General features: G+C 69.8%; 22 protein-coding genes and 1 riboswitch. Of the genes, 12 read left to right on the top strand and 10 right to left on the bottom strand.

Annotated elements, in window-relative coordinates:
• Positions 1-12: 12 nt before the first annotated feature.
• Positions 13-1,452 (bottom strand): cytochrome-c peroxidase, encoded by a 1,440-nt coding sequence (locus D7X96_RS15035; RefSeq protein ID WP_121770032.1) that lies wholly within the window; start codon positions 1,450-1,452, stop codon positions 13-15.
• Between the two features lie 183 nt (positions 1,453-1,635).
• Here D7X96_RS15035 and D7X96_RS15030 point away from each other — a divergent pair, with 183 nt between their 5' ends.
• Both D7X96_RS15030 and D7X96_RS15025 read left to right on the top strand, forming a co-directional pair.
• Positions 1,636-2,463, top strand: a complete 828-nt coding sequence (locus D7X96_RS15030; RefSeq protein WP_120549884.1) for a PPK2 family polyphosphate kinase — start codon at positions 1,636-1,638, stop codon at positions 2,461-2,463.
• Between the two features lie 99 nt (positions 2,464-2,562).
• Complete coding sequence (locus D7X96_RS15025) at positions 2,563-3,570, top strand: fatty acid desaturase family protein (RefSeq protein ID WP_120549883.1); 1,008 nt, start codon at positions 2,563-2,565, stop codon at positions 3,568-3,570.
• A gap of 60 nt (positions 3,571-3,630) precedes the next feature.
• On the opposite strand, the gene D7X96_RS15020 is transcribed toward D7X96_RS15025, so the two are convergent.
• Positions 3,631-4,098, bottom strand: coding sequence for a ferritin-like domain-containing protein (locus D7X96_RS15020; RefSeq protein WP_158616246.1), 468 nt, complete (start codon positions 4,096-4,098; stop codon positions 3,631-3,633).
• Positions 4,099-4,304: 206 nt separating this feature from the next.
• Here D7X96_RS15020 and D7X96_RS15015 point away from each other — a divergent pair, with 206 nt between their 5' ends.
• On the top strand, positions 4,305-6,722 hold the full coding sequence (locus D7X96_RS15015; protein ID WP_121722572.1) for a helicase-related protein: 2,418 nt from the start codon (positions 4,305-4,307) through the stop codon (positions 6,720-6,722).
• Between the two features lie 24 nt (positions 6,723-6,746).
• Here the strand turns inward: D7X96_RS15015 and D7X96_RS15010 are convergent, their stop codons facing one another.
• Complete coding sequence (locus D7X96_RS15010) at positions 6,747-7,118, bottom strand: DUSAM domain-containing protein (RefSeq protein WP_121770031.1); 372 nt, start codon at positions 7,116-7,118, stop codon at positions 6,747-6,749.
• Between the two features lie 541 nt (positions 7,119-7,659).
• Between D7X96_RS15010 and D7X96_RS15005 the strand changes: the two genes are divergently transcribed.
• Both D7X96_RS15005 and D7X96_RS15000 read left to right on the top strand, forming a co-directional pair.
• The gene (locus D7X96_RS15005; RefSeq protein ID WP_120549880.1) at positions 7,660-9,378 is read left to right on the top strand and encodes a B12-binding domain-containing radical SAM protein; all 1,719 of its coding nucleotides are present in this window, start codon (positions 7,660-7,662) and stop codon (positions 9,376-9,378) included.
• Positions 9,379-9,439: 61 nt separating this feature from the next.
• Positions 9,440-10,834, top strand: a complete 1,395-nt coding sequence (locus D7X96_RS15000; protein WP_121770030.1) for a glycoside hydrolase family protein — start codon at positions 9,440-9,442, stop codon at positions 10,832-10,834.
• Between the two features lie 5 nt (positions 10,835-10,839).
• Here the strand turns inward: D7X96_RS15000 and D7X96_RS14995 are convergent, their stop codons facing one another.
• Complete coding sequence (locus tag D7X96_RS14995; protein ID WP_121770029.1) at positions 10,840-11,586, bottom strand: DUF6600 domain-containing protein; 747 nt, start codon at positions 11,584-11,586, stop codon at positions 10,840-10,842.
• A 109-nt stretch (positions 11,587-11,695) separates the two neighbouring features.
• Here D7X96_RS14995 and D7X96_RS14990 point away from each other — a divergent pair, with 109 nt between their 5' ends.
• Positions 11,696-12,406, top strand: coding sequence for a siderophore-interacting protein (locus D7X96_RS14990; protein WP_120549877.1), 711 nt, complete (start codon positions 11,696-11,698; stop codon positions 12,404-12,406).
• 1 nt (position 12,407) lies between these two features.
• On the opposite strand, the gene D7X96_RS14985 is transcribed toward D7X96_RS14990, so the two are convergent.
• Positions 12,408-12,773 (bottom strand): hypothetical protein, encoded by a 366-nt coding sequence (locus tag D7X96_RS14985; RefSeq protein ID WP_120549876.1) that lies wholly within the window; start codon positions 12,771-12,773, stop codon positions 12,408-12,410.
• Positions 12,774-13,123: 350 nt separating this feature from the next.
• Between D7X96_RS14985 and D7X96_RS14980 the strand changes: the two genes are divergently transcribed.
• From D7X96_RS14980 to D7X96_RS14970, 3 genes are read left to right on the top strand one after another with little or no spacing between them, the layout of a single operon-like run.
• The gene (locus D7X96_RS14980; RefSeq protein WP_121770028.1) at positions 13,124-13,795 is read left to right on the top strand and encodes an Isoquinoline 1-oxidoreductase subunit; all 672 of its coding nucleotides are present in this window, start codon (positions 13,124-13,126) and stop codon (positions 13,793-13,795) included.
• Positions 13,792-14,253 carry a (2Fe-2S)-binding protein gene (locus D7X96_RS14975; RefSeq protein WP_014396505.1) on the top strand — a complete coding sequence of 154 codons (462 nt, stop codon included), beginning with the start codon at positions 13,792-13,794 and terminating at the stop codon, positions 14,251-14,253. Before D7X96_RS14980 ends, D7X96_RS14975 begins: the two co-directional genes overlap by 4 nt.
• Positions 14,254-14,264: 11 nt before the next feature.
• Positions 14,265-16,532, top strand: a complete 2,268-nt coding sequence (locus tag D7X96_RS14970; RefSeq protein ID WP_120549887.1) for a xanthine dehydrogenase family protein molybdopterin-binding subunit — start codon at positions 14,265-14,267, stop codon at positions 16,530-16,532.
• A 3-nt stretch (positions 16,533-16,535) separates the two neighbouring features.
• On the opposite strand, the gene D7X96_RS14965 is transcribed toward D7X96_RS14970, so the two are convergent.
• From D7X96_RS14965 to D7X96_RS14955, 3 genes are read right to left on the bottom strand one after another with little or no spacing between them, the layout of a single operon-like run.
• The gene (locus D7X96_RS14965) at positions 16,536-17,705 is read right to left on the bottom strand and encodes a Kelch repeat-containing protein (protein WP_158626585.1); all 1,170 of its coding nucleotides are present in this window, start codon (positions 17,703-17,705) and stop codon (positions 16,536-16,538) included.
• Positions 17,706-17,761: 56 nt separating this feature from the next.
• The gene (locus D7X96_RS14960) at positions 17,762-18,625 is read right to left on the bottom strand and encodes a hypothetical protein (RefSeq protein ID WP_120549873.1); all 864 of its coding nucleotides are present in this window, start codon (positions 18,623-18,625) and stop codon (positions 17,762-17,764) included.
• 33 nt (positions 18,626-18,658) lie between these two features.
• A complete protein-coding gene (locus D7X96_RS14955; RefSeq protein WP_147468311.1) occupies positions 18,659-19,471 on the bottom strand; it encodes a hypothetical protein in 813 nt (270 codons plus the stop codon).
• A 303-nt stretch (positions 19,472-19,774) separates the two neighbouring features.
• Between D7X96_RS14955 and D7X96_RS14950 the strand changes: the two genes are divergently transcribed.
• Entirely contained in the window at positions 19,775-20,884 is a 1,110-nt protein-coding gene (locus D7X96_RS14950) for a hypothetical protein (protein ID WP_121770025.1), read from the top strand.
• Positions 20,885-20,963: 79 nt separating this feature from the next.
• Here the strand turns inward: D7X96_RS14950 and D7X96_RS14945 are convergent, their stop codons facing one another.
• A complete protein-coding gene (locus D7X96_RS14945; RefSeq protein ID WP_121770024.1) occupies positions 20,964-21,248 on the bottom strand; it encodes a hypothetical protein in 285 nt (94 codons plus the stop codon).
• Positions 21,249-21,350: 102 nt separating this feature from the next.
• A riboswitch (TPP riboswitch) is annotated at positions 21,351-21,463 on the top strand.
• Positions 21,464-21,509: 46 nt separating this feature from the next.
• Here D7X96_RS14945 and thiC point away from each other — a divergent pair.
• Entirely contained in the window at positions 21,510-23,381 is a 1,872-nt protein-coding gene (gene thiC / locus D7X96_RS14940) for a phosphomethylpyrimidine synthase ThiC (RefSeq protein WP_120549869.1), read from the top strand.
• Positions 23,382-23,512: 131 nt separating this feature from the next.
• Positions 23,513-23,926 (top strand): DUF4870 domain-containing protein, encoded by a 414-nt coding sequence (locus D7X96_RS14935; RefSeq protein WP_120549868.1) that lies wholly within the window; start codon positions 23,513-23,515, stop codon positions 23,924-23,926.
• A gap of 3 nt (positions 23,927-23,929) precedes the next feature.
• Here the strand turns inward: D7X96_RS14935 and moaA are convergent, their stop codons facing one another.
• Positions 23,930-24,934, bottom strand: coding sequence for a GTP 3',8-cyclase MoaA (gene moaA / locus D7X96_RS14930; protein ID WP_121770023.1), 1,005 nt, complete (start codon positions 24,932-24,934; stop codon positions 23,930-23,932).
• Positions 24,935-24,938 lie beyond the last annotated feature (4 nt).

The raw sequence follows: 24,938 nt of genomic DNA, 5'->3' as shown, positions 1-24,938 counted from the left end.
CGGACAGCCCTGTCACAGCCGCTGGAGGAAGCGCACCAGGTCCTGCTTCTGCGCGGGGCTGAGCGACTCCGGCGGCCCACCCGGGAACTCGGGCGGGTGCACCGGGAGCGCGCCCACGGAAGGGATGCCCGGGAGGATGAAGCGGCTGTACGTGTCCACGGCTTCCGCGAGCGTGGCGTGGCTGTTGTCGTGGAAGTACGGCGCGGTCCGGGCGATGCCGCGCAGGGACGGCACGTCGAAGGCCTCGAACTCCGCGGGGTCGCCGCTGATCAGCGCGCGGCCAGGGTCGGTGGAGTACCACTGGGCCGCCAGCGCGGGGCCCACGATGGGCGCGCCGTTCTCATCCAGCGCGGGGTTGATGTCGTCCGGGTGGCCGCTCGCGGTGACGGGGATGGGGGGCAGGTCCGTGACGGCGTGCTGACGCGTGCCGTCCGTGTAGAAGCGGAAGCGGTACTGGGGGAAGTCGACGGACATGTTGAAGAGGGGCACGACGCCGCGCTGGCCCAGGTACGTCATGTACGCGTAGCCGGCGTTCAGGAACTCACTGTGGGGGCGGGGCACGCGCACGGGTTCGGGCGGGCGGCCGGGCGCGACGGTGTACTGGATGTTGCCGTCGGGCTTGAGCGCGTAGAAAAGCGCGTCATGCGTGTCGCGGTTCACCACGCGGTTGCGGGTGCGGTCGCCGTGGCAGGCCTCGCAGGCCAGGTCGTAGACGGCGCGTCCCCGGCGCTCGGAGGCGTCGAGCAGGAGCAGGGCGTCCGGGTCCGGAATGGCGCTCAGCGGCCAGCCCCGCTCCAGCAGCTCCGACACGAAGAGGGCGCGCGGAGAGCTGAACACGCTGCGCTCGAAAGCGGCGATGCGCTGGAGCACGGGGAGCGCCACCGTCCCGCCCAGGCTGTGGCTGGTGACGGCGCTCTGGGCCTGTGTGACGAGGTCCGTCTCCCGGCCGTCGGCCTGGAAGGGGCCGGAGAAGGCCGTGTCCGCGATGCTCGGCACCGCGCGCCAGACGGACACCTTCCGGTCCGGGGCGGTGATGACGTTCCCCTGCACGTCAATGACATCCATGTTCGCGGGGAGGGGGAGCACCACCCGCACCAGCCCCTTCTTCAGGTGCTCGTAGGTGGGCACGGGGGCGGTGGGGTCGTCCGCGTCGATGCGGTGGAACAGCGGATCCGCGGGGTTCTTCGCCCAGAGGGATTCGACATGCGCGGGCGTGAGCGCGGTGTTGTCCGAAAGGACATGACAGGTCGCGCACGAGCGGCCGTTGGTGCCGGGCAGGGCCTCCTGGAAGTGCTTCCTGCCGGCGGCCGCCTGGGTCACGGACGCCAGCTCCGCCTGGGACGTCGCGAGCGCGGCGGTGGTCTCCACGGATGCTTCGGTGCCGGTGCAGCCCGTAAGCCCCGCGAGCACGAAGGCCCCCACGGTGCTCGCGATGCGTCGTTGCCCTGCCATGTATTCCCCTCCCGGTTGCCTGGATGGAAGGGGAACACCGCGCGCTTCGCTTCGTGTCACCGGTCGTGTCACCGGAGCGGAGCCAGCTTCGAAAGGTTCGACCCGGACGTTCTGGCTTGGAACGGTGTGAATCCGCCTCCGCTCCAGGCAACCTGCCTGCCCAACTCTGGAGTGAAGGGGCCCATGGACATCATCCGCAACGACAAGCAGGGCGCGAAGGTGAAGCTGGAGCGCATCCCCACGACGCCGCCGAAGAAGGCGGACCGGGAGGAGGCGAAGGCGGAGTTCGACGCCCTGGGCGAGGAGCTGTTCGACCTGCAGGACCTGCTGTGGGGCGCGAAGATGAACTCCGTCCTCATCGTCCTGCAGGGGCGCGACACCGCCGGCAAGGACGGCACCATCAAGCACGTGGTGGGCAGCCTCAACCCGCGCGGAGTGAGCGTCACGTCCTTCGGCGTGCCCAGCACGGAGGAGCAGGAGCACGACTTCCTCTGGCGCGTGCACCGCGAGGCCCCGCGCAAGGGTGAGTTCTCCATCTTCAATCGCTCTCACTACGAGGACGTGCTCGTGGCCCGGGTGAACCGCCTGGTCCCGGAGGCGCTCTGGAAGTCGCGCTACCAGCACATCCGCGACTTCGAGACCCTGCTCTCCGAGCACGGCACCATCGTCCTCAAGTTCTTCCTCCACATCAGCCAGGAGGAGCAGGAGCAGCGGCTGCTGGCGCGCGAGGAGGAGCCGCGCAAGGCGTGGAAGATCGCCGCGGGGGACTGGGAGGACCGCAAGCACTGGGCGGACTACACGAAAGCCTACGAGGACGTGTTCGCCCGCACGTCCACCGCACAGGCGCCCTGGCATCTGGTGCCCTCGGACGCCAAGTGGTACCGCAACCTGGTGGTGGCCCGCGCCGTGGCGGAGGCCCTGCGCCCCTACCGGGAGACGTGGCAGGAGCGGCTGGATGCCGTAGGCAAGCAGAAGAAGGCGGAGCTGCGCGCCTGGCGCAAGAAGCGCTGACGCACGGCCTCTTGCGTCAACTCATGACGCGAAGGGGCTCTCTTCGCGCCGTGGGAAGCGCTGACCCGGCCGTGACATGGGGATGGGACAACGCTCCTCATGGAACGAACCTCGTCGCCATCGAGCAAGGACCTCATCGCCCGCACGCGAGCCTTCGCGGCCCAGGACACCGCGCGCTCCGTCTGGGCGCTCGTCTCCACCTACGCCGCGCTCGCGGGCGCGGTGGTGCTGGCGGTGGCCGCGCCCTGGTGGCCCCTGCGCATCGCGGGCGGCCTCATTGAAGCGCTGGTGCTGATCCGCTGCTTCATCCTCTTCCACGACGCGATGCACGGGGCGCTGTTGCCGAAGTCCCCGTGGGCGAAGGCGCTCTTCCAGGTGCAGGGGCTGCTCACGCTCACGCCCTCGCGCATCTGGAATGACACGCACAACCACCACCACGCCAACACCGCGCGCATCGCGGCGGACTCGGCGGGCACCTTCGTCACCTGGACCACGGAGCAGTGGCGCCAGGCCTCCGGCGCCCAGCGGCTGGGCTACGTGGTGGAGCGCCACCCGGTGACGCTGGCGCTGGGCTACTTCACCGCGTTCCTCTACAGCCTGTGCCTCCAGCCGTTCGTGAAGAACCCGAAGCGCTACTGGACGTCCGGACTGGCGCTGGCGCTGCACGTGGCCCTGTCCGCGGCCGTCTGGCACTTCTTCGGCCTGGGCGTCTACCTCACCGCCTTCGTGGGGCCGCTGATGGCCGCGTACGCGCTGGGCACGTACCTGTTCTACGCGCAGCACAACTTCGACGACGTGAGCATCCTGCCGGACGCCGCCTGGAACCACGCGGACGCGGCGCTGGAGGCCAGCAGCTACATGCGCTTCGGGCCGGTGATGGAATGGTTCACGGGCAACATCGGCTACCACCACGTGCACCACCTCAACCCGCGCATCCCGTTCTACCGGCTGCCGGAGGCGATGGCGTCCATCCCGGAGCTGCAGGGGCCGCACGTCACCACGCTCACGCTCAAGGACATCGTGGGCTGCCTGCGGCTCAACCTGTGGGATCCGTCGCTGAAGCGGATGGTGCGCTACCGCGACGCTCAGCCGGCGCCGGCCGCCTGAGAAGCCACGGCCCGGCGGGTCCGTTCAGGGCCCGCCCGAGGAACCCACCGGGCCGGGGTCTCAACGCTCCAGGAGCGCGAGCAGGGCACTGGCGTGGGCCTCCTCCTCGGCGAGGAGCTCCTCCAACAGCCGCCGCGTGACGGGGTCCTTGCCCGCGAAGGAGGGGAGCAGGTCGCGGTACGTCTCGATGGCGACGCGCTCCGCGGCCAGGTTCTCGCGGAGCAGCTCCACCAGCGTCCGCCCGTCTTCGTCGTGGATGTCACCGCGGGACATGAGTCCTCCAACGTTGAAGTCCGGCCGGCCGCCCAGCTGTTGGATGCGATCGGCGAGCCGGAGCGCGTGGTCCTGCTCGTCCCGGGCATGCAGTCCGAACACGGCCTTCATCGTGTCGTGACAGGCGCCCTGGGCCAGCAGCGCATGGCGTGTGTAGCGCCGCACGTTGACGACCTTGGACGCGAGCGCGGCGTTGAGCAGCGTGAGGCGCAGCCCCAGGTCTGCGTCGGTCGGCTGCGAATGCGGATCGGCCATGGCACTGCCTCCAGGCGGCTGCGTGTCCGGAAGCTGGGGGGCCCTGGCAGGGCCGTCCATCCCACCTGCCCCCGCGTCCCTGGCTCCCTGAGCCCGTCCGTCCCGCCCCCGGGCCCGTTGACCGGGGGAGCGGGCAGGGGCGTTGTTCGCGAACATCCCTTGCGGCCTCGGGGGCGGAGGCAGGGGTTCGGGGTTAGTCTTCGCCAATGAGCTCGAGCCCATCCAGCCGGCCGTCCGTCGTCGTGGCGGAGCTGGGGCCCACGAACACCGGGAAGACCTACCGCGCCATCGAACGGATGCTCGAGCACGACTCCGGCATCATCGGCCTGCCGCTGCGCCTGCTTGCCCGTGAGGTCTACGACCGGGTGACCGCGAAGGTGGGCGAGGGCCGGGTCGCGCTGATGACGGGCGAGGAGAAGCGCATCCCGCCCCGGCCCGACTACTGGATCTGCACCGTCGAGGCGATGCCGACCGACCGGGAGGTCGACTTCCTCGCCGTGGATGAAATCCAGCTGGCCGCGCACCGGGAGCGCGGGCACGTCTTCACGGACCGGCTGCTGCACGCGCGAGGCCGCAAGGAGACCTGGTTCCTGGGCGCGGACACGATGCGGCCCATGGTGCAGGCGCTGATTCCGCACGCGTCCGTGAAGCGGGCCACGCGCCTGTCGCAGCTGCGCTATGCCGGGCGCCGCTCGCTGAAGAGCCTCCCGCCGCGCTCGGCGGTGGTCGCGTTCTCCGCGGACCGCGTCTACGAACTGGCCGAGTCCCTGCGCCGCCTGCGGGGTGGCGTGGCGGTGGTGCTGGGCGCGCTGTCGCCCCGGACGCGCAACGCGCAGGTGGCCATGTATCAATCCGGCGAGGTCCAGTACCTCGTGGCCACGGATGCCATTGGCATGGGGTTGAACCTGGACCTCAACCACGTGGCCTTCGCGACGCTGTCCAAGTTCGACGGCGCGGAGCAGCGAGACCTGTATCCGGACGAGCTGGCGCAGATCGCCGGCCGCGCGGGGCGCCACCTCAACGACGGGAGCTTCGGGGCGCTGAACACGCTGCCGGAGCTTCCGCCGCGCATCGTCTCCGCCATCGAATCGCACCGCTTCCCGGCGGTGCGCAGCCTCATCTGGCGCAACTCCTCGCTCGACTTCGCAAGCCCGGAGGCGCTGCTGGATTCGCTGTCGCGGGCGCCGCGAGACAGCGCCTTCGTCCGGGTGGAGCGCGCGGACGACTTCGACGCGCTCAAGGGGCTGTCGGCGGTGCCCGCCATCCGCGAGCTCACCACCGGCAAGGCCTCCGTGGAGCTGTTGTGGCAGGTCTGCCAGGTGCCGGACTTCCGCAAGGGGCTCTTTGGCCAGCACGTCGCGCTCCTGCGCGAGACGTTCCTCCAGCTCACGGCGGGGGACGGGAAGTTGGATCCCACCTGGCTGGGCCGGCAGGTGTCGCCGCTGGACGATGCGTCGGGGGACATCCACACGCTGATGGACCGGCTCGCGGCCATCCGCATCTGGACGTACATCAGCCACCGCCCGGGTTGGCTGAACGACGCAGGGGAGTGGCAGGAGCGCACGCGCCGCATCGAGGACGCGCTGGGAGACGCGCTGCATGAGCGGCTGGTGGAGCGCTTCGTGCAGCGGGCCGCGAGGCGGAGCGTGCGCCGCTTCGTGCGCGCCAGCACACCGGCGCAGGCCGCGGCGTCGGACAGTCCGTTCGCCAAGCTGGGGCTGTTGTTGACGGAGGTGCCGGGCGCGGAAGGCGCGGTGATGACGGAGGAGCAGTTCGTCCAGCGCGTGGTGGACGCGACGCACGACGCCTTCGAGGTGGATCCGCTGGGTCGCATCTCCTTCGAGGCGCAGCCGCTGGGCCGGCTGGTGCGGGGGCGCGACCGGCGTTCGCCGCAGCTGGCGTTGGCGGAGCCGGAGGTGTGGACGGGAGGCGCGCGTCAGCGGCTGGAGCGCCGGTTGGTGGCGCTGGCCCGGGACCTGGTCACGGAGGCCATGGGAGGCTTTCCCGCGGAGTCCTTCACGGGCGAGAGCCGCGCGCCCGCGCTGCGGGGCGTGGCCTACCGGCTGGCGGAGGGGCTGGGAATCATCTCCCAGGGCGAGGCGCGCGAGCAGTGGAGGCTCCTGGACGAGGAGTCGCGAGAGCGGCTGAAGGCGCAGGGCGTCCACGAGGGCCAGCGTTTCCTCTACGTCACGGGAGCGCTGTCACCCCAGGCGCTGGAGCGCAGGGCCATGTTGACGGCGCTGTTCCAGCAGGCGCCGTGTCCGCAGGGCATCCCCCAGGAGCCGGCGCTGAACGTCGCGGCGCTGGCCGGCCAGAACGCGCGCGCCTTCGGCTACGAGGTCATCGGGCCGGTGGCGCTGCGCATCGACATCGTGGAGCGGCTGGCGGAGGGCTTGCGCAACCCGCAGGCCGCGAAGCAGGTGCACGCGCTCATGCAGCAGCTGCGATTGGACGGCGGCACGCGCGCGCAGGTGCTGCGGGCGTTGGGAGGACAGCCGGGAGGCGCCACCCAGAAGCGGCGTCGCAGGCGGCGGGGGCGCAAGCCGCCCACGGCGGTCCCGGGGAAGGGTGGAGCGCACGGGCAGGAGCCGGCGGGCTCCAGCCGGTTCAACGAACGCCCGTGATGGGGAATTGGTGCATCCTGGCCATCATGGCTCGCCGGTCATGCCGGCGAGCTGTTCCAGCGCAAGCTCGCGGTAGTACGGGACGACTTCGACAGCGAGCACGTCACGCATCTGCTGGCGCGCGCGCTCGTAGTCGCCTTGCCCCTGGAACCTCCACATCACATGCAGTGCATCTGTCAGGCGGTTCGACCCCTCCGAGATGCGCCGCTCGGCTTCGCGCACCAGGGCCAGCGCTCCGGCGCTGGTGCTCAAGGCGGCCTCTGCATCGGTGATGGAGACTTCCTCGGCGGTGCGCAGAATGAGGGTGCGCACGTCGTCACCCAGTGTCAGTGGCGCTCCCTCACGAAGGACGCGGCGTGCAAGGGCGCGGAACGGGCTCCAGTCGGGCGTGCTCATTCAGTTCTCACCGCTTCGGTTTGGAGGGACGGCACATATCGAGGGGCCAGTCGTGTTGCCCTTCGCATCTGCGCAGGCAGTCAGTGCAGGGGCCCACGAATCTACCGTCCACGCAGGCGTTCCAGTTTCGCAGGCATCTGTTCTTCCACGCGGGCAAGCGTGGGTCATCAACGTAGTCATCCACTGCGGAACTGGCGTGGGTGCCAGTGGCGCCGACGCCCGCGGCCATGATGACCGCCGCCTCGGCGGCGGTGAGTCCGCACGCTTCGGGAAGTCCAGGGTGGCGCTGAATGCAGTCCGTCTCCGTGTCCACGGCGACGGCGGCACATCCCTGGCTGAAGGCTGCGAGGATGAAGGCAAGGGCCCGCCACCAGCGAGTGATTTCCAGGGATGTCATGTCGCGCCGACCCTACTGCGGGGAGGGGCCGTCCAGGGAGCAGGCCGGCGGCCTGGGGGGAGGGGAGGCGACGAATCCACGCGGGCTCCGGCCGGATTCGCCTTACGCTGAGCGTTGTCTTCCTCCCATGCCGGTGGTCGTCCCATGAGCAGCGGTCGTGCCCTCTCGCCAGTCCTCCTCGTCGGTGCCGGAACGGGCGAAGCCACGTGCGGCATCCTCTACCTGGCGAGCTACCTGCGGCGCGGCGGGATTGAAGCCTTCGTGCGGCTGTGGGACGGAGACGAGAGCGCGGGCGAGGTGACGCAGTCCTTCGAGCGCCTCATCGCGCGCGTGCGCCCCAAGCTCATTGGCATCAGCCTGAAGTGGTTCCACCACGTGGACCGCGCGCTTCTCATCGCGCGGACCATCCGGAAGATCGACCCGTCCATCCGCATCGTCGTGGGCGGCAACTCCGCGTCGTACTGGTGGAAGGAATTGAGCGCCTTCGACTGCATCGACCACGTCGTGCTGGGCGACGGAGAAGTCCCCCTGCTGGCGCTCTGCAACGGAGAAGACGCCCCGCCCAACGTCGTGACGCGGCACCCGGACGGCCGTCCGCGCAGGCTGCCGCTGCAGTACGTGCAGCGCGGCACCAACACGCAGGACGTCTACTACTCGCACTTCAACGAGATCTTCCTCAGCCAGATGGACGCGCACTCCTTCTCCGGCTGGGTCGCGCCGGGCAAGGGCTGCGGTGAGAACTGCCTCTATTGCGGCGGCGCACGCGGCAACCAGAAGGCGGACTTCGGCCGCGCGAAGCCGTTCCTGCGCGCGGAAGAGAACGTGCGAAGGGACCATCAGGAGATCGCCAGCCGGACGTGGCAGATGCGCTACGACTTCGCGGGCAGCACGGCGGAGTTCCTGGGGAGCACCTGGGCGGGCGTGGACCTGTCGCGCCACTGCTGCACGTACTTCCTCTGGGGCGTGCCGCGCGTGGAGCTGGTCTCCGCGCTGGCGGAGACCTTCCAGCGCATCTACATGGTCATCGACATCGGCTGCTTCTCCGAACAGCAGCGGCTGGAGCAGATGGCCAAGGGGCTGCTCAAGCCCTGCGCGAAGGACCGCGAGCTGCTGGAGGTCATTGAGTCCGTCCGCCGCCATCCCAACGTGGAGGTCGAAATCTCCGGCATCGGAGGCCTCCCGTTCATGAACCGGGAGCGGCTGGCGGAGGAGCTGCGGTTGGTGGAGCGCATCATCGGCATGGACTGCGTGGTGGGCTACCAGCGGCTGGAGGCGCAGCCCGGAGCGCTCGTCACGGAGCACCCCGCGCGCTTCGACATGGAGACGGAAGCGAAGACGTTCCAGGAGTTCCTGGACTACTTCGAGCGCCGCGAGCCCGGCGACGTCTCCGTGCCGATGATCCGCTTCAAGGACCCGGAGCTGGAGGCCGCGGTGCAGCGCAACTCGGACCGGGTGGACGCGCTGGCCTGGAAGCACCGGGACGCGAGGAAGCACGTGGACCTCCACGGCCGCACGCGGCTCAAGAACACCGCGCCCTCGACGAAGCGCTTCACGCTGGGCGAGTGGCTGGGAAGCCACCGGGCGCCCGCGAAGCTGGCGAAGGAGCCGGTGACGGTGCTGCGCTCGGTGGACGGCATCACCCTGAGCTGCGCCCCGTCCGTCAGCCCACGCAAGTTCAACGACCCCACGCTGACCCAGGGCGAGGACGGCGAAATCCTCCTCGCCGCCCTGGCCGCCTTCGAACAGCCCACCACCGTCTCCAGCGCGGTGTCACATCTGGGAGCGAAGGCCCGGTTGGATCCGCACTCCGCCCGGGAAGTCATCGACCACCTGGTGGACGGCCGGTTCCTCCAACCGGCCTAGGCGTGCAATAGCTTTAAATCATGAATATCATGACAGCTCCTCTTTCAGAAGGAGCGGTCCGATGTTCAGGAATGCGACCTCGTGGCTGGCCGTGGCGGGCGGCCTGCTCGCGTCGAGCGCGGGCGCGGCGACGGTGGCGAACTACCGGGGCGGCAACACGCCGGCGTATTCGCGCGTCTCGTATGACTACGTCCCCAGCGTGATGCAGGACGGCGTCTATCGCATGTGGTGGTGCGGTGGCATCGCGGGCGACTACATCCTCTACGCGGAGGCCTCCAGCCTGGGTGGCCCGTGGCACGCGCGAGGCTCCACCGTGGCCAACAGCTACAACACGGTGTTCGCGCCCACGGGGAACGCCGCGCAGTTCGACGGCATCCACGTGTGTGACCCGTCCGTCATCCGCGTCGACGCGACGTATTACATGTATTACGGCGGCTACGGCGACGGCACGGGCACGACGATGATTGGCGTGGCGTCCAGTCCGGACGGCCTCAACTGGACGCGGCTCAACGGCGGCAATCCCATCGTGGTGCCCGCGCGGGACTACCGCACCGTGCCCAACCATTACGGCGCGGGCCAGCCGAGCGTCACGTATGTGAATGGGAAGTTCTACCTCATCTTCACGGACTCCACGGGCTACGCGGTGGACGGCAACGGCGGCGGCCAGTTCGTGCTGCGCTCGTCGGATCCCACCTTCCAGACGGGCGTGGAGGAGCTGACGGCCACGGGCTTCGCGCCCCGGACGGCGGCGAACCACACGCGGCACTCGCTGATTGGCGCGTTCTCCGTGGACTGGCAGTACGTGGACACGAACGACACGTTCGCCATCGCGGTGGACGGAAGCACCGCCAACGCGACGCGCGTCTTCCTCTTCAACAGCGCGCTGAACCAGCAGGTGGATTGGTTCGACGTGCCGGGCACCTGGACGGAGGGGCCGGCCATCGTGTCGCGTCCGGACAAGCACGCGGTCCCGTCGTCCACGTGCGGCACGGTCCCGGTGGATATCCTCCGCTCGGTGGGAACGGGCGACGTGAACACCTGGAACCTGGCGCACAGCGGCGTGGACCTGCTGACCGGACGTTCCTGCGACCAGGCCAACGTGGGACGCGTGTTCGAGGGCTACCTCATCCAGAGCGCCGGGCTGCCGCTCACCCTGGTGCGCGGTGGGACGCGCCTCCAGTTCGCGCTGGCCGCGCCCGCGCTGGACCTGTCACGCAACGCGATCTCCGTCTCGTCCGACATCTTCTACCGCGTCCCCTACGGTGCCTCCATGCACGCGGGAGCGCCCGTGTACGGTGCGGCGGGGCGCCCGGCGGCGTTCTCCCTGGATGACGGACGGCTGTGGCCGGTGGGCTGCCTGGAGGCCATCACGCACAACAACTCCTCCATCGCGTCCCTCGGCGTGAGCCAGTGGGACGCCCTCCCCAAGGGCCCCAGCCTCCACTGCGTGAAGTAGACCCGTCACTGGCTCACAGGAGCAGAGGCCTCCGCCCGCGTTGGCTGTCCCGTGGGCGGCGTCATCGGCTTCGAGCGCGGCACCTCCTGTCCGGTGGCCCGGGCGACCTCGGCCGGCTCGGGTCCCCGGTTCCAGTGTCCCTCACGCGCCACCACGTGCTCGCCCACGGGCTGCGTCTGGCGCATCAGCTCCTGGACCCGTGATTCCGGAAGAAGATGCGACCCCACGTCGGGCTGCACGAAGTTGTTCGCGCTCACGAACGTCCAGCTCAGTCCGGTGTTGATCCCCGGCGGCGCGAGGGGCTGCCAGCCGACGAAGCCATTCCCCCAACGCCAGTCCACCCAGGCAGGGGCCCACTCATTGTCCGGCCACCACACCCAGCCCATCGAAGGCGTGTTGAACCACCGGCCGTAGTGGAACGGCGCGTGGCCCCATTCCCAGTCGCTCTCGAAGGTCCATCCCCAATCGCTGGAAACCCACCGGCCACCGGTGGAATACGGCGCGAAGCCCGCACCCACCTCGTTCGGGTCCGGCCGCCAGACCCAGCCGACATCCGGCAGATTCACCCAGTCGCCATACGGCGCCAGCTCCTCCCGGAACTGGGACATGGGCTGGGTCAGCGACCCGGTTTTCGACGTCACCTGGGGCCCGAAGTCTTCCGGGCCCATCACGCAGCCGCTGGCTGCCAGGATGGCAATGACGGTCACGCCGCCGGTTCGAAGCCAGCGCACACGGGTGTGCCAGGGGCCCATGTCCGATTCCTTTCGTGGGGGTTTTCACTCCGAAGGTGCGGACGCCTTCACGCAACTTCACGAGCCGTGTACCCGCAGGCGGCGTATGAACGCCTGCACGGAGGCTTCAATGGCAAACGCCAAGGCCATGCTCGGAAGCATGCTGGGCCGCTTTCTCTTCACCGACGCGAAGGTCACCCAGGTGCGCGATGTCTCGCGCGCCTTCCGACGCATCGACTGCGAGGGCCCCGCGCTGCGGGGACAGGCCTGGACTCCCGGCGACAAGGTGCAGGTGTTCCTGCCCGGGCTGGGCATGCGCACGTACACGCCGCTGTCCTGGGACGAAGCGCGAGGGGCCACGGCCTTCCTCGTGTACCTGCACGGCGACAGCCCGGGAGCGAAGTGGGGACGCGACGTGCGCACCGGCGACACGGTCCAGTTCTTCGGGCCGCGCCGCTCCGTGGCGCTGGAGTCCGGCGACGCGCCGGTGGTGCTCTTCGGTGACGAAACGTCCTTCGCGGTGGCGCACGCGTTCCGCACCGGCGCGAAGCGCGACGTCACCCCCGTCTTCGAGGTGACGCACCGAGAGGACTGCGCGCCCGCGCTGCACGAACTGGGCTTCGACGGCCACGACGTGGAGCGCACGGCTGGCGACGCACACCTGGCCCAGGTCCACGAACGGTTGCGCGAAGCGCTGCGCGCGAACCCCGGCGCGACGCTGGTGATGACGGGGCGGGCGCAGTCCATCCAGGCGCTGCGCTCGCGGCTGCGCGGCGAGGGCGACCGCACGACGCCCAAGGTGAAGGCCTACTGGGCGGTGGGCAAGGCGGGGCTGGACTGAATCAGGCCGGAGCCAGCTGCAGGCCGCGCAGGAAGTCGTCGCGGTCCCGGGTGACGCCCGCGGGGCGGCGCTTGGACTTCTGCTTGAGGAAGCGCGACGCGTCCTGCCGGCGGTAGCAGGTGAGCAACCGGTCTTCGTCATTGAGGATGAGGATCCACCCGCGCGCCTGCCGCGCCAGGGACGAGTCCCGCAGCGCACCTGGCAGGTCGCGCTCGTGCACGGTGAGGTGGGTGGCACCACACGCCCGGGCGGGCGTGCCGAACTCGAGGATGAACGCGATGACCTCCTCGCGCAGCCTCCAGCGGGCACACTGCTCGACGAAGAGGCGGGTGAGGGAGAACACGGACGACGCGGGGCTCTGGCGCATGGCGGGCTATCTCCTTGCGCGCTTCCCAATACACGCCGCGTTCCAACACCCCGCTCACGCGATTCCGCGCACTTGCGTGGACGCCCCACAGGCCCCGAAAGACATTCCGTCAATCCCGCCCGCGGCCCGTGTCACCCAGGCACAATGCCTTCACGAAGGCCGCTCGCCCCCACCCCGCGTGATGGCGCCGCGCACTCCCGGGCCCGCCGCGTTCTGAAGAAAACCTTCACGGGCCATGCGGCATTTTGACACGCTCGCGGAGGGCGGGACGGGGCACCATCGCCCGTCCGGCCCCGACGCAGCGCGTGGGGCCGGAAGACCTCTCTGGCCGAAGGGATGGACGGGGCACGATGAATCTTCGCTCGAAGGCACTGGGAGCCGTGCTGGGCGCGGGAGGGGCGGCGCTGTCGCTGTCGCTCCTGTTCAGCGCGGGCTGTGGAGGCCGCGCGACACATGCCGGAACGGTGCCGCCGCCCGCGAATCCCCAAGCGCTCCGGCCGCCGGAGGCCTTCGCGGGCATCGGCGACAAGAAGGAGCGCTCGCGCGCGCTGTTCCTGGAAGCAAGCCGCGTGATGCTGCATCCGCGCTGCGTCAACTGCCACCCCGTGGGCGACAGCCCCCTGCAAGGCATGGACAGCAAGCTCCATGATCCGCCGGTGGCCCGAGGCCCCGAGGACCAGGGCGTGCCCGGCCTGGAGTGCACCTCCTGCCACCAGGACCGCAACGCGCAGCTGGCGCGGGTCCCCGGCGCGCCCAGGTGGCACCTGGCGCCCAAGGTGATGTTCTGGGAGGGCCGCACGCCGCGCTCGCTGTGCGAACAGCTGAAGGACCCGGCGCGCAACGGCGGCAAGAGCCTGGCGGAGATCATCGAGCACTCCGCGCATGACGAGCTGGTGGGCTGGGGTTGGAAGCCGGGCGCGGACCGGGTGCCCGCGCCGGGAACGCAGGCGGAGTTCGGGGCCCTGGTGGCCGCGTGGGTGAAGGACGGCGCGGAGTGCCCGCGCGAGGAGAGCCGACCGTGAGCATCCGACTGCGAGTGAATGGGACCGAGCACGAGCTCGACGTGGATCCGGAGATGCCGCTGCTCTGGGCGCTGCGCGACGTGCTGACCCTGACGGGCACGAAGTACGGCTGCGGCCAGGCGCTCTGCGGCGCGTGCGTGGTGCACATCGACGGCGCGGCGGTGCGCTCGTGCGTGACGCCGGTGCGCCGCGCGGAGGGCCGCGAGGTGATGACCATTGAAGGCCTGTCGCCGGACGGCTCGCACCCGCTGCAGAAGGCCTGGGTGGACCTGGCGGTGCCGCAGTGTGGCTTCTGTCAGGCGGGGCAGATCATGACGGCGGCGGCGCTACTGGCGAAGAAGCCGAAGCCCACCGACGCGGAGATTGATCAATCGCTGGCGGGCAACCTGTGCCGCTGCGGGACGTACACGCGCATCCGCACCGCCGTGAAGAAGGCGGCGGGACTGCCGACGGAGTGAGGACCGCCACCATGCAAGACACGCGAATCCGTCTGTCGCGCCGCTCCGTGCTGGAGGGAATGGGCCTCGTCGCCGCGGGCCTGGGGCTGGAGGTGTTCCTGCCTGCCCGTGCGCACGCCGCGCCCATGCCCACGGCGATGCCCGAGGTGCCCTCGGTGGGCCTGAGGGCCAACGTCTTCGTGCACGTGGCGCCGGACGGCGTGGTGACCATCGTCTGTCACCGCTCGGAGATGGGGCAGGGCGTGCGCAGCTCGCTGCCGGTGCTCATCGCGGATGAACTGGGCGCGGACATGGCCCACGTGAAGGTGGTCCAGGGCGACGGCGACGAGGCCTACGGCGACCAGAACACGGACGGCTCCAGCAGCGTACGGAAGATCTTCGACGACCTGCGCTACGCGGGCGCGACGGCGCGCACGATGCTGGTGGCGGTGGCGGCGAAGCGCTGGAAGGTGGCGCCCACGGAGTGCGAGGCGCGCGACCACGCCGTGTTCCACAAGGGCTCGCAGCGCGCGCTCAAGTTCGGCGAACTGGCCAGCGACGCGGCGAAGCTGAAGGTGCCCAAGCGGGAGGCGGTGACGCTGCGTCCGCGCAATGAGCTCAAGAACCTGGGCAAGGAGCTGCCGCTGCTGGACGGGCCGGACATCGTGACGGGCCGGGCGGTGTTCGGCGCGGACGTCGTGCTCCCGGGCATGCGCACGGCGGTCATCGCGAGGCCGCCGGTGGCGGGAGGCCGGGTGGCCCGCTACGACGCGTCGAAGACGCTGGCGGTGCCGGGCGTGCGGCAGGTGGTGGAGCTGGAGGCGGCGAAGAAGCCCTTCCTCTTCCAGCCGCTGGGAGGTCTGGCGGTGGTGGCGGACAACACCTGGGCCGCGATGAAGGGCCGCGCGGTGCTGGACGTGACGTGGGAGGGCGGGGACAACGCCGTCTACGACTCGGAGGCGTACCGCGAGCAGCTGCTGGAGGTGATTGGCAAGCCGGGCAAGGTGGTGCGCAACGTCGGCGACGCGGAAGCCGCGCTGGCGAAGGCGGCGAAGCGGGTGCAGGCCACGTACAACACGCCGCACCTGGCACACGCGCCCATGGAGCCGCCCGCGGCGGTGGCGAAGGTGGAGAACGGCACCTGCGAGGTGTGGGCCACGACGCAGAACCCGCAGGCCGCGCGCAGCGAGGTGGCGAAGGCGCTGGGCATCGACCCGTCGAAGGTGACGGTGCACGTGACGCTCCTGGGCGGCGGGTTTGGCCGCAAGTCGAAGCCGGACTACGTGGTGGAGGCGGCGCTGGTGGCGAAGGCGGTGGGCGCGCCGGTGCGCCTGCAGTGGACGCGCGAGGACGACGTGCGCCACGACTACTACCACTCCACGAGCGCGCAGCGGCTGGAGGCCGGCCTGGACGCGAGCGGCAAGGTGGTGGCGTGGCACCAGCGCATCGCGTTCCCGCCCATCGGCTCCACGTTCGCGGACGCGACGTTCGCGGGAGAAGGAGAGATGGGGCAGGGCATCACGGACCTGCCGCTGGCCATCCCCGACGTGCGGATGGAGAACTGCGAGGCGCGGGCGCACACGCGCATCGGCTGGCTGCGGTCCGTGGCGAACATCTACCACGCGTTCGCGGTGCAGAGCTTCATCGACGAGCTGGCGCACGAGCGCGGCACGGATCCGCGAGACACGCTGCTGGAGGTGCTGGGGCCGTCGCGCATCGTGACGCCCAAGGACCTGGGCGTGGCGAAGGTGCCGAACTACGGCCAGTCCATTGAAGAGCACCCGGTGGACACGGCGCGGCTGCGCCGGGTGATTGAAAGGGTGACAGGGCTGGCGCGCTGGGACGAGCGCAAGCAGCAGGGCCGGGCGCTGGGGCTGGCGGCGCACCGCAGCTTCCTGACGTACGTGGCGGTGGTGGTGTCGGTGGTGAAGGACGCGGACGAGCGCATCCGGGTGGACGAGGCGTGGATCGTCGCGGACGCGGGCACCATCGTGAACATGGATCGCGTGCGGGCACAGATGGAGGGAGCGGTGGTGTTCGGCCTGAGCCTGGGGCTCTACGGCGCCATCACGATGAAGGACGGCGCCACGGTGGAGAGCAACTTCCGCGACTATCGCCTGGCGCGCATCGCGGAGACGCCGAGGAAGATCCACGTGGACATCATCCCCAGCGACGGCCGTCCCGGAGGCGTGGGAGAGCCCGGAGTGCCCCCCGTGGCCCCGGCCCTGGCCAACGCCGTGTTCGCGCTCACGGGAACCCGCGTGCGTGAGCTGCCGCTGGTGAAGACCGTGAAGGTGTGAGCGTCACGGCACCCACAGGGCGCCGTCCGTCAGGGGGGCTTCGGCGCCGCCCATGCCTCCCCAGATGAACAGGGCGCTGCCCGTCCACAGGCCCACGTGTCCGGACCGCGCGGACGGGGCGCCCTCGGTGCGAAGAGGCGCCCACGTGTCCGTCTCCGGGTCGTAGGCCGCGCCGTCAGAACAGGCTCCGCACTTCGACGAAGCACCACCCCAGACGAGCATCTTGGACCCGGTCCACACCGCCGAGTGCCCGGTGCGGGGCGAAGGCGCGTTCGTGCTGGAGATGGGCGACCAGGTATCGAGCGCCGGGTCATACGCGGCGCCTTCTTCGCAGTAGCGCGGCAGGTCCTGCCCGTCGCTGCCACAGCCCAGCCCGCCCCAGATGATCATCTTCGACCCGGTCCACACCGCCGTGTGCGCCCAGCGAGCCTGGGGAGCACCCTCGGAAGACAGTGGACGCCAGGAGTCCGTCTCGGGGGAGTACGCCGCGCCATCGCGCAGTGGCACGTCCACGGATGTTCCACCACTGCCGCCCCAGACCACCAGCGCCTGCCCCGTCCACACCGTGGAGTGGTAGCGGCGGGCCACGGGAGCCCCGGCGCCAGGCATGGGCGTCCAGGCGCCGGTCTCCGCGTCGTACCGGGCCCCATCGCCCAGCACACGGGCCTGCTGGGGCTCCTCGCCGCCCCACACCAGCATCCACCGTCCCGTCCATGCCGCCGAGTGCCAGCCGCGAGCGGAGGGCGCGCCTTGGGCCGAAAGCGCGCTCCAGGAGTCGGTGGACGGTGAGTAGGCCGCGCCGTCGCCGCAAGGCGTCTGGGGACGCTCACCGCAACCGGCGCCGCCCCAGACGAGCATCCGCTGGCCGGTCCACACCGCCGTGTGCAGGGTGCGCGCGGCGGGAGCCCCCTGGGACGACAGGGGCGCCCAGGTCCGCGATGCCATGTCGAACCGGGCCCCGTCTCCGCAGACCCCGTTCACGGTGCAGCCACCCAGACCGCCCCAGAGCAGGACGTTCTGGCCATCAAAGACACTCGAAACCTGGAGCCCCGTGCCCAGGGGCGCGTCCGAGGGCAGGGGTGTCCAGTTGCCCTGCTCCTCTGGACCGGTCTGCCCCTCGGGACTCGAGCAGCAGACCAGGGTCAAGAGGAGCAGGCCCGACGTCAGGCGCATCCGAAACGGCCTCGCCGCGTCACGCTCCGAATGCGCCATTGGTCAATTCCTCCCAGTTACCAGGGACGCGGGCTGCCGCAGGTGTAGCCCGGGCCGTTGATGAAGCGGGACGCGGCGCGAGCGTTGGCATCCGACGCCGCAGTCTGCCTCACGCTGAGCGGAATCCACCACTGCGACTGATCCGCCACATCGCACAGGAACTCCACCTGCACCTGGTTGGGCGAGTGGAACCGGCTGGCGGTGCCATTGTTCTCCCACATGGCGCCAAAGGCATACGCGCCGATGCCATGGAAGTAGAAGTAGTCGCAGCCGTTGATGGTGCAGGCGCCCTGCGGGCCGGGCCGGTGGCCGCCGGTGTTGCCATTGTTGATGTTGTACTTGTCGAAGTACGCGTGCCAGCCCTCGTGCATGAAGTCACCCGCGCGCGAGCCCGGGTTGGAGTTGCTGACGGTCGGGTTGTAGAGCGGGCAGGCCGTCTCCACGCGGTCCGTGTCCCACGGCCAGAACCGGGGGGTGAACGTCCCGAAGACGTCCGTGCGGTCGGTGATGCTGTGATACAGGCTGTCGTGGAACTTGCTGCTGCGCGCCTCCGCCGTGGCCCGGTAGTCCGCGGTGCCGTGGAAGGACTGGGAGAGGTTGTCCGCCATGCCGTACGTCAGCAGGTAGGACGCGTTCCAGTGCTTGGGGAACTCCAGGTTGACGTTGCAGGCGTTGTTCCAGCCGCGGTTGCTCCAGTCGCCGGAGCGCAGGCTGTAGGCCTGGTACTGCCAGAGGAAGAAGTCCTGCCAGCAGCCGTGGGTGTTCCACAGGGCCCGGTCCGCGGCGCTCGCGGCCGTCTGGGTGCAGACGGCGCCGGCCTCGGTGGCCAGGCCAAAGGCCAGGACGGATGACATCAGGGCAATGCCTTGCTTGAAATTCATGGGCGTTCTCGCTCCTCAGGTCGTGAGGGAAGGTCAGAACTTCGGAGGGGTCACGTCGAAGGTGTTGGGCTTCTCCTCGGGCGGGCGCGGGTCCTTCCACTCGGGGTTGGGCGCCTGCACTTCGGGATGGGCCTTGAGGTAGGCGGTCAGCTTGCGGTTGAACGCATCCGCGCCTTCACCGCTGACGCGCCGGACGCGGTCCAGGTACAGGCGCTCCTCCTTGCGGACGAACGGCTCCAGCTCCTTGCGGGCCTCCAGCGTGTCGCCGCGGTTCCAGAGGAACGCGCTGATGGCCTCCGCGCGGACGATGACGGAGGGGTGGTTGCCGGCCTGGTACGCCACCTCGCGGTCGAACTCCGCGTTGCGCAGGTAGGCGACGCCCGCGATGGCCTTGGCCTGAAGGCGCGCCTGCTGGGCCTCTTCCTGGAGCTCGCCCTCGATGACGGTGCCCTTCGTGGGCAGGGGCATGCGGACGAACTCCACGAGGAACTTCGCGCCGTCGTAGGTCCGCATCTCGCCCAGCAGGCCCAGGCCGACGAGCGCGCGGCTGGTGTCGCCGGACTTGAAGGACTCGAGGATGTCCTCGGTGAAGGCCTGGACGAGCTCGGGCTGCTTCGCGGCGGAGGCAAGGGCCCGGCGCGCGTCGGCCTGCTCTTCGATGACGGACTCACCGGCCCAGGTGATGAATGCGTTGACGCTCTTGCGAGCATCCGCCGCGTCCAGCTTCGGCGCCGCGTGCAGGGGCCGGCCCTCGATGACGCGGCTGGGAGGAAGGTCCGACGGCTTTTCCGCGGTGGGCTTGTCCTGCGCGACGGCCGCGGAGCCGGACACAAGCCCCAGGGTCACGAGGAAGGTTCCTGCGCGCGAGAAGACTCGCCTGGTGTTGCGCTGCATGGTGTTGCCTCCATTCACAGACGTGAAGGAGGTGCCCGCCAAAGGGGCTCCCCCTGCCACGACGCGCCGCTACCGCCGCGACCCGTGGCTGGGCTTGCTCCACTTCAACAGCCGTACCAACGCGCGCTTTAGAGGGAGGGGAGGGCAGGACAGCCCCGGGTTGTTGCTTCCGGAGCGACAGACGGTGTTGCTCGCGTTGCCTGGGGGGCACCCGGCGACTTTCACCGCCGTTACAGGGGCTTTAACCTGCGGCGGATGCGTTGTGGCTCCCACCGCTGGTCTATTTCCGGCCCCTTCCTGACCATCCAGCACGAAGTCCGCCCCCTCGACGCGTGGCTGGCGCGTGGCGCACTGCTGGTGGCGCTGGCGTTCCCGGTGCTCACCCTCACGACGGGCTTCTTCGCCGGTGAGTGGCGTCTCTGGTTCCTGATGCTGGCGATGGGGGCCTTAGCCGCGCACCACCTGATGTCCCGGTGGAAGGTGCTGCTGAACCTGGATGCGCGCACGCTGTGGCGTCACACGGGCTACCGGGAGGCCTTTGGCGGAGAGACGCAGCCCCTGGAGCCGTTTTCGTCCGTGGCGCTCTACATGCGCGACAAAGGCTCCACGGCGGGCCTCTTCAACCCGAAGGTCTACATTGTGGCGTTGCTGGGCCCCACGGATCCGGTGGTCCTGTCCCACAGCGATGACCGCGAGGAGGCGAGGGAACTGGCGCAGGCCGTCTCACGGTTCCTGGGGTTGGGGCTCAGCGTGGACGGCGGCCAGAGCCGTGACATCAACGCACGTCTGGAAGAAGCGCCGCTCACGGGGGAGCGACTTCCGGACCTGCCCTATGGCAGCGGCATCCAGTTCCGGCAGGACGCCCGGGGGCTGACGCTGGAGCTGCCAGCGTGTGGCTGGCGGCCCAAGTATGCGGCGCAGGCGGCGGTGGCCGTCCTCATCGCGGTGGGTGGGCCGCTCTTCTTGGTCATGCAGTTGCGCAAGCTCTTCGGCTCGCAGGCAGCCAGCATGCAGGTGGTCGTGATCGCGAGTGCCGTCTTCATCGCGGTGGGGGCCTTCTTCTGGTTGTGGGTCGCGAGGGAGGCCACCAGCCGGTGGTCCCTCAACGCCTCCTCCCGGGGCATCGAGCTGACCCGCCACGGCCCCTGGCGGCGCCGGAAGGTCATGAGGCTGCCGGCATCACGCATCCAGGACATCGACGTGCGCGACGCGCGGACGCATGTCTCGCGGGGCCGGGGCATCGTCATCGAGCACGACCAGGGCCGAGAGCTGCTGGGCATGGACCTGTCGCAGGAAGAGCTGGAGTGGGCGGAGAAGGTGCTGCGCCGCGCCCTGGCGACCCGGCAGCTGGCACGCACTGCGTGATCACCGGCCTGCATCAGGCTCGCAGAGGCAGACGGGACGCGGACTCTGTTGTCGGCATCGAGCCGTATGCCCGGGGCGGTCAGGACGCGCTGAAGAAGACGAACACCCCCAAGGCGATTCCGCATCCGACGAGCAGGCCGAGCGCCGGATTGGAGCGGTGACGCACTGCCGCGTAGCCAGCGCAAAGCGCCGCGAACCCAAGCAGCGGGTAGACGAGCGTCGCCCACAGGCCGAGGCCTGTTCGAATGCCGGCGGCATTCCGAAGCGTGAAGATCAGGTACGCCGCCGTGGACATCCCAAGCGCCGCGAAGCCTGTGACGACGCACTGTCTTTCAGTGGGGAGGACCCTTGCGCCCATGTTCATCGGGAAGTGTATATCCCTCCCCGCAGGGCCGCCGTGCGTCCACTGTCCCCGGGCTCGAGTCCGGCCGGGTTGAAGCGGGCTTCCCCCTGCGCTACACCGCTGCGCAGTCGCTAGGGGCGCCTCCGGATGGGGGCTGAGATGGACGTGTGACCGCGTCCGATCCCTTTGAACCTGAACCGGTTAGCACCGGCGGAGGGAAGCGGTGTGGGTGCTCCATGGCTCCCGTCCCGGCTCCTTTCCGTTCCCAGAAGGAGCCGTCCGATGAGTGGAGCGTCCAAGAGCCTCAAGGTCGATGGAAAGGTGCTGGAGGGGATCAGCCGCGGCCCGCTTCCCGCCTCGCGCAAGGTCTACGTGCCCGGGTCCCTGCACCCCGACCTCCGCGTCCCCCTGCGCGAAATCGCCCAGACGCCCACGCGCCACCACGGCCACTCCGGGCCTGAAACCCCGAACCCGCCCGTCCACGTCTACGACTCCAGCGGCCCCTACACCGACCCGTCCGCGGACATCGACCTGCGCCGGGGCCTGCCCGCCGTTCGTGAGAACTGGATCCGCGCGCGCAACGACACCCACGAGCTGGACGGCATCACGTCCGAGTACGGCCGCGCCCGCGAAGCCGACCCGCGCCTCAACGGCCTGCGCTTCAGCCACATCCGCAAGCCGCGCGTCGCGAAGTCCGGCGCCAACGTCAGCCAGATGCACTACGCCCGCAGGGGCATCATCACGCCGGAGATGGAATACGTCGCCGTGCGCGAGAACCAGAAGCTCGATGCTTCACTCGCCGCCCAGCACCCCGGCCACTCCTGGGGCGCCGCGATTCCTCGCGTGATTACCCCCGAGTTCGTGCGCGATGAGATTGCCCGGGGCCGCGCCATCATCCCCGCCAACATCAACCACCCGGAGCTGGAGCCGATGATCATCGGCCGCAACTTCCTGGTGAAGATCAACGCCAACATCGGCAACTCCGCCGTCACGTCCTCCATCGAAGAAGAAGTGGAGAAGATGGTCTGGTCCATCCGCTGGGGCGCGGACACCGTCATGGACCTGTCCACCGGCCGCAACATCCACGAGACGCGCGAGTGGATCCTCCGCAACGCGCCCGTGCCCATCGGCACCGTGCCCATCTACCAGGCGCTGGAGAAGGTGGGCGGCAAGGCCGAGGAGCTCACCTGGGCCATCTTCCGCGACACCCTCATCGAACAGGCCGAGCAGGGCGTGGACTACTTCACCATCCACGCCGGCGTGCGCCTCCAGTACATCCCCCTCACCGCGAAGCGCCTCACCGGCATCGTCAGCCGCGGTGGATCCATCCTCGCCAAGTGGTGCCTGGCCCACCACCAGGAGAACTTCCTCTACACGCACTTCGAGGAGATCTGCGAGATCATGAAGGCGTACGACGTCAGCTTCAGCCTGGGTGACGGCCTGCGCCCCGGCTCCATCGCCGACGCCAACGACGCCGCGCAGTTCGGTGAGCTGGAGACGCTGGGCGAGCTCACGAAGATCGCCTGGAAGCATGACGTGCAGACGATGATCGAAGGCCCCGGTCACGTCCCCATGCACCTCATCCAGGAGAACATGACGAAGCAGCTCGCCGTGTGCCACGAGGCGCCGTTCTACACGCTGGGGCCCCTCACCACGGACATCGCGCCGGGCTACGACCACTTCACCAGCGGCATCGGCGCCGCGATGATCGGCTGGTTCGGCACGGCGATGCTCTGCTACGTCACGCCCAAGGAACACCTGGGCCTGCCCGACCGTGACGACGTGAAGGAAGGCGTGATCACCTACAAGATCGCCGCCCACGCCGCGGACCTCGCCAAGGGACACCCCGGCGCGCAGGCCCGCGACAACGCCCTGTCCAAGGCGCGCTTCGAGTTCCGCTGGGAGGATCAGTTCAACCTGTCCCTGGACCCCGAGCGCGCCCGCGCCTTCCACGACGAGACGCTCCCCGCCGAGGGCGCCAAGGTCGCGCACTTCTGCTCCATGTGCGGCCCGCACTTCTGCTCGATGAAGATCACCCAGGACGTGCGCGACTACGCGGACAAGGTCGGCGTGGACGAGGCCAAGGCCCTGGAGCAGGGGATGAAGGAGAAGAGCGAGGAATTCAAGAAGGCTGGACACGCGCTGTACCGCTGAAGCCTGCCGGCGGACGGGGGCCTCCTGGCCAGGCCCCTGTCCGCTGGATGACAGGCACCGACACGGCATGTCATGGTGCGCCCCATCCGGGCGCACCCGTCGCGCCCCCCAGACTCTCCGGAAGGGCTCTCATGGACATGGACCCCCAGCAGCGTGAGGATCAGCAGTTCGGCCAGTTCATCACCGGCTCGCCCACGGCGACGCAGGACGAGAAGACGATGGGGATGTTGGCCCATCTGGGCGCCATCGCCGGCCTCGTGGTGGGCGCGGGCTTCCTGGGCTGGGCGGTGCCGCTGTTCCTGATGCTGACCAAGGGCAAGGAGTCGTCCTTCGTCCGCGCGCACGCGGTGGAGTCGCTCAACTTCCAGATCACCTGCGCCATCGGCATGGCCGTCTCCGCGGTGCTGCTGTGCGCGCTGGGCCTGGGCGTGATCACCGGCGGCATCATCATCCTGGGCTCGCTGGTGCTCAGCGTCATCGCGGGCCTGAAGGCCAACGACGGCGAGCTGTACCGCTATCCCGTGAACATCCGGCTGGTGAAGTAGCCCTCAGCCGCCAATGCCCATCATGGGCAGGAGCGTGGCGCCGTTTCCGGCCTCCGTGAAGCGGTGCCCCTCCGGCTTCTCTCCCAGCGCGCGGCGCACGGCCACGGCCAGCTCCGCGTCCGTCGCGCCGCCCCGGATGAGCTGATGCAACGGCGCCTGCGCCCGGCCGCCCAGGCAGCTGCGCAGGTCCCCGTTGGACGCCACCCGCACCCGGTTGCAGCCGCCGCAGAAGTTCTGCGTCAGCGGGGAGATGAACCCCACGCGCCCGCTGTCCGTGCGCCAGTAGCGCGCCGGTCCGGACGTGGGCGACGCGGCGCTCTCCTGGGGCTCCTCGGTGAGGACGCGGCCTGAAGCCGCCAGGCGCTCCAGCAGCTCCGCAGTGGGCACCGGCGTGCCCTGGCCAAAGGGCATCAGTTCGATGAAGCGCGGGGTGATGCCGCGCGCGTGCGCGTACGCCACCAGCCCCGGCACCTCCGCGTCGTTGATGCCGCGCATCACCACGACGTTGAGCTTCAGCGACTGGTAGCCCGCGCCCGCCGCCGCGTCGATGCCGCGCAGCACCGCCGCGAAGTCTCCCTGCTTGGAGATGCGCCGGAAGACGTCCTCGGACAGCGTGTCCAGGCTCAGGTTGAGCTGGGTGACACCCGCGTCGCGCAGCGGCACGGCCAGCGGCTCCAGGCGGCTGGCGTTGGTGGTGATGGCCAGGTGCTCCACGCCGGACACCGCGGCGATGCGCTTCGCGATCTCCAGGATGTCCGGGCGGGCGAGCGGCTCTCCGCCCGTCAGGCGCACGCGGCGGATGCCCATGCGCGCGAAGACGGAGACGATGCGCTCGAACTCGCTCGCGTCCAGCAGGTCCTTCTTGCCGCCCCACGACGCCGGCGAGCAGTAGGTGCAGCGGAAGTTGCAGCGGTCCGTGACGCTCAGCCGCAGGTACGTCATGCGCCGCCCCTGGGCGTCACACAGCGGCGGGGCGAGCGGATCGTGAGCGGGCAGGGGGGCGGTCATCGCG

It is taken from the genome of Corallococcus interemptor (genome assembly GCF_003668875.1).
Lineage (GTDB): Bacteria > Myxococcota > Myxococcia > Myxococcales > Myxococcaceae > Corallococcus > Corallococcus interemptor.
Note: the sequence above shows the minus strand (reverse complement) of the source record. Positions and strands in the feature narration are given on the sequence as shown.

Excerpts from the sequence above, each read along its gene's own strand:
- D7X96_RS15035 (WP_121770032.1), bottom strand. The coding sequence starts at position 1,452 with ATGGCAGGGCAACGACGCATCGCGAGCACCGTGGGGGCCTTCGTGCTC.
- D7X96_RS15030 (WP_120549884.1), top strand. The coding sequence starts at position 1,636 with ATGGACATCATCCGCAACGACAAGCAGGGCGCGAAGGTGAAGCTGGAG.
- D7X96_RS15025 (WP_120549883.1), top strand. The coding sequence starts at position 2,563 with ATGGAACGAACCTCGTCGCCATCGAGCAAGGACCTCATCGCCCGCACG.
- D7X96_RS15020 (WP_158616246.1), bottom strand. The coding sequence starts at position 4,098 with ATGGCCGATCCGCATTCGCAGCCGACCGACGCAGACCTGGGGCTGCGC.
- D7X96_RS15015 (WP_121722572.1), top strand. The coding sequence starts at position 4,305 with ATGAGCTCGAGCCCATCCAGCCGGCCGTCCGTCGTCGTGGCGGAGCTG.
- D7X96_RS15010 (WP_121770031.1), bottom strand. The coding sequence starts at position 7,118 with ATGAGCACGCCCGACTGGAGCCCGTTCCGCGCCCTTGCACGCCGCGTC.
- D7X96_RS15005 (WP_120549880.1), top strand. The coding sequence starts at position 7,660 with ATGAGCAGCGGTCGTGCCCTCTCGCCAGTCCTCCTCGTCGGTGCCGGA.
- D7X96_RS15000 (WP_121770030.1), top strand. The coding sequence starts at position 9,440 with ATGTTCAGGAATGCGACCTCGTGGCTGGCCGTGGCGGGCGGCCTGCTC.
- D7X96_RS14995 (WP_121770029.1), bottom strand. The coding sequence starts at position 11,586 with ATGGGCCCCTGGCACACCCGTGTGCGCTGGCTTCGAACCGGCGGCGTG.
- D7X96_RS14990 (WP_120549877.1), top strand. The coding sequence starts at position 11,696 with ATGGCAAACGCCAAGGCCATGCTCGGAAGCATGCTGGGCCGCTTTCTC.
- D7X96_RS14985 (WP_120549876.1), bottom strand. The coding sequence starts at position 12,773 with ATGCGCCAGAGCCCCGCGTCGTCCGTGTTCTCCCTCACCCGCCTCTTC.
- D7X96_RS14980 (WP_121770028.1), top strand. The coding sequence starts at position 13,124 with ATGAATCTTCGCTCGAAGGCACTGGGAGCCGTGCTGGGCGCGGGAGGG.
- D7X96_RS14970 (WP_120549887.1), top strand. The coding sequence starts at position 14,265 with ATGCAAGACACGCGAATCCGTCTGTCGCGCCGCTCCGTGCTGGAGGGA.
- D7X96_RS14965 (WP_158626585.1), bottom strand. The coding sequence starts at position 17,705 with ATGCGCCTGACGTCGGGCCTGCTCCTCTTGACCCTGGTCTGCTGCTCG.
- D7X96_RS14960 (WP_120549873.1), bottom strand. The coding sequence starts at position 18,625 with ATGAATTTCAAGCAAGGCATTGCCCTGATGTCATCCGTCCTGGCCTTT.
- D7X96_RS14950 (WP_121770025.1), top strand. The coding sequence starts at position 19,775 with ATGCGTTGTGGCTCCCACCGCTGGTCTATTTCCGGCCCCTTCCTGACC.
- D7X96_RS14945 (WP_121770024.1), bottom strand. The coding sequence starts at position 21,248 with ATGAACATGGGCGCAAGGGTCCTCCCCACTGAAAGACAGTGCGTCGTC.
- thiC (WP_120549869.1), top strand. The coding sequence starts at position 21,510 with ATGAGTGGAGCGTCCAAGAGCCTCAAGGTCGATGGAAAGGTGCTGGAG.
- D7X96_RS14935 (WP_120549868.1), top strand. The coding sequence starts at position 23,513 with ATGGACATGGACCCCCAGCAGCGTGAGGATCAGCAGTTCGGCCAGTTC.
- moaA (WP_121770023.1), bottom strand. The coding sequence starts at position 24,934 with ATGACCGCCCCCCTGCCCGCTCACGATCCGCTCGCCCCGCCGCTGTGT.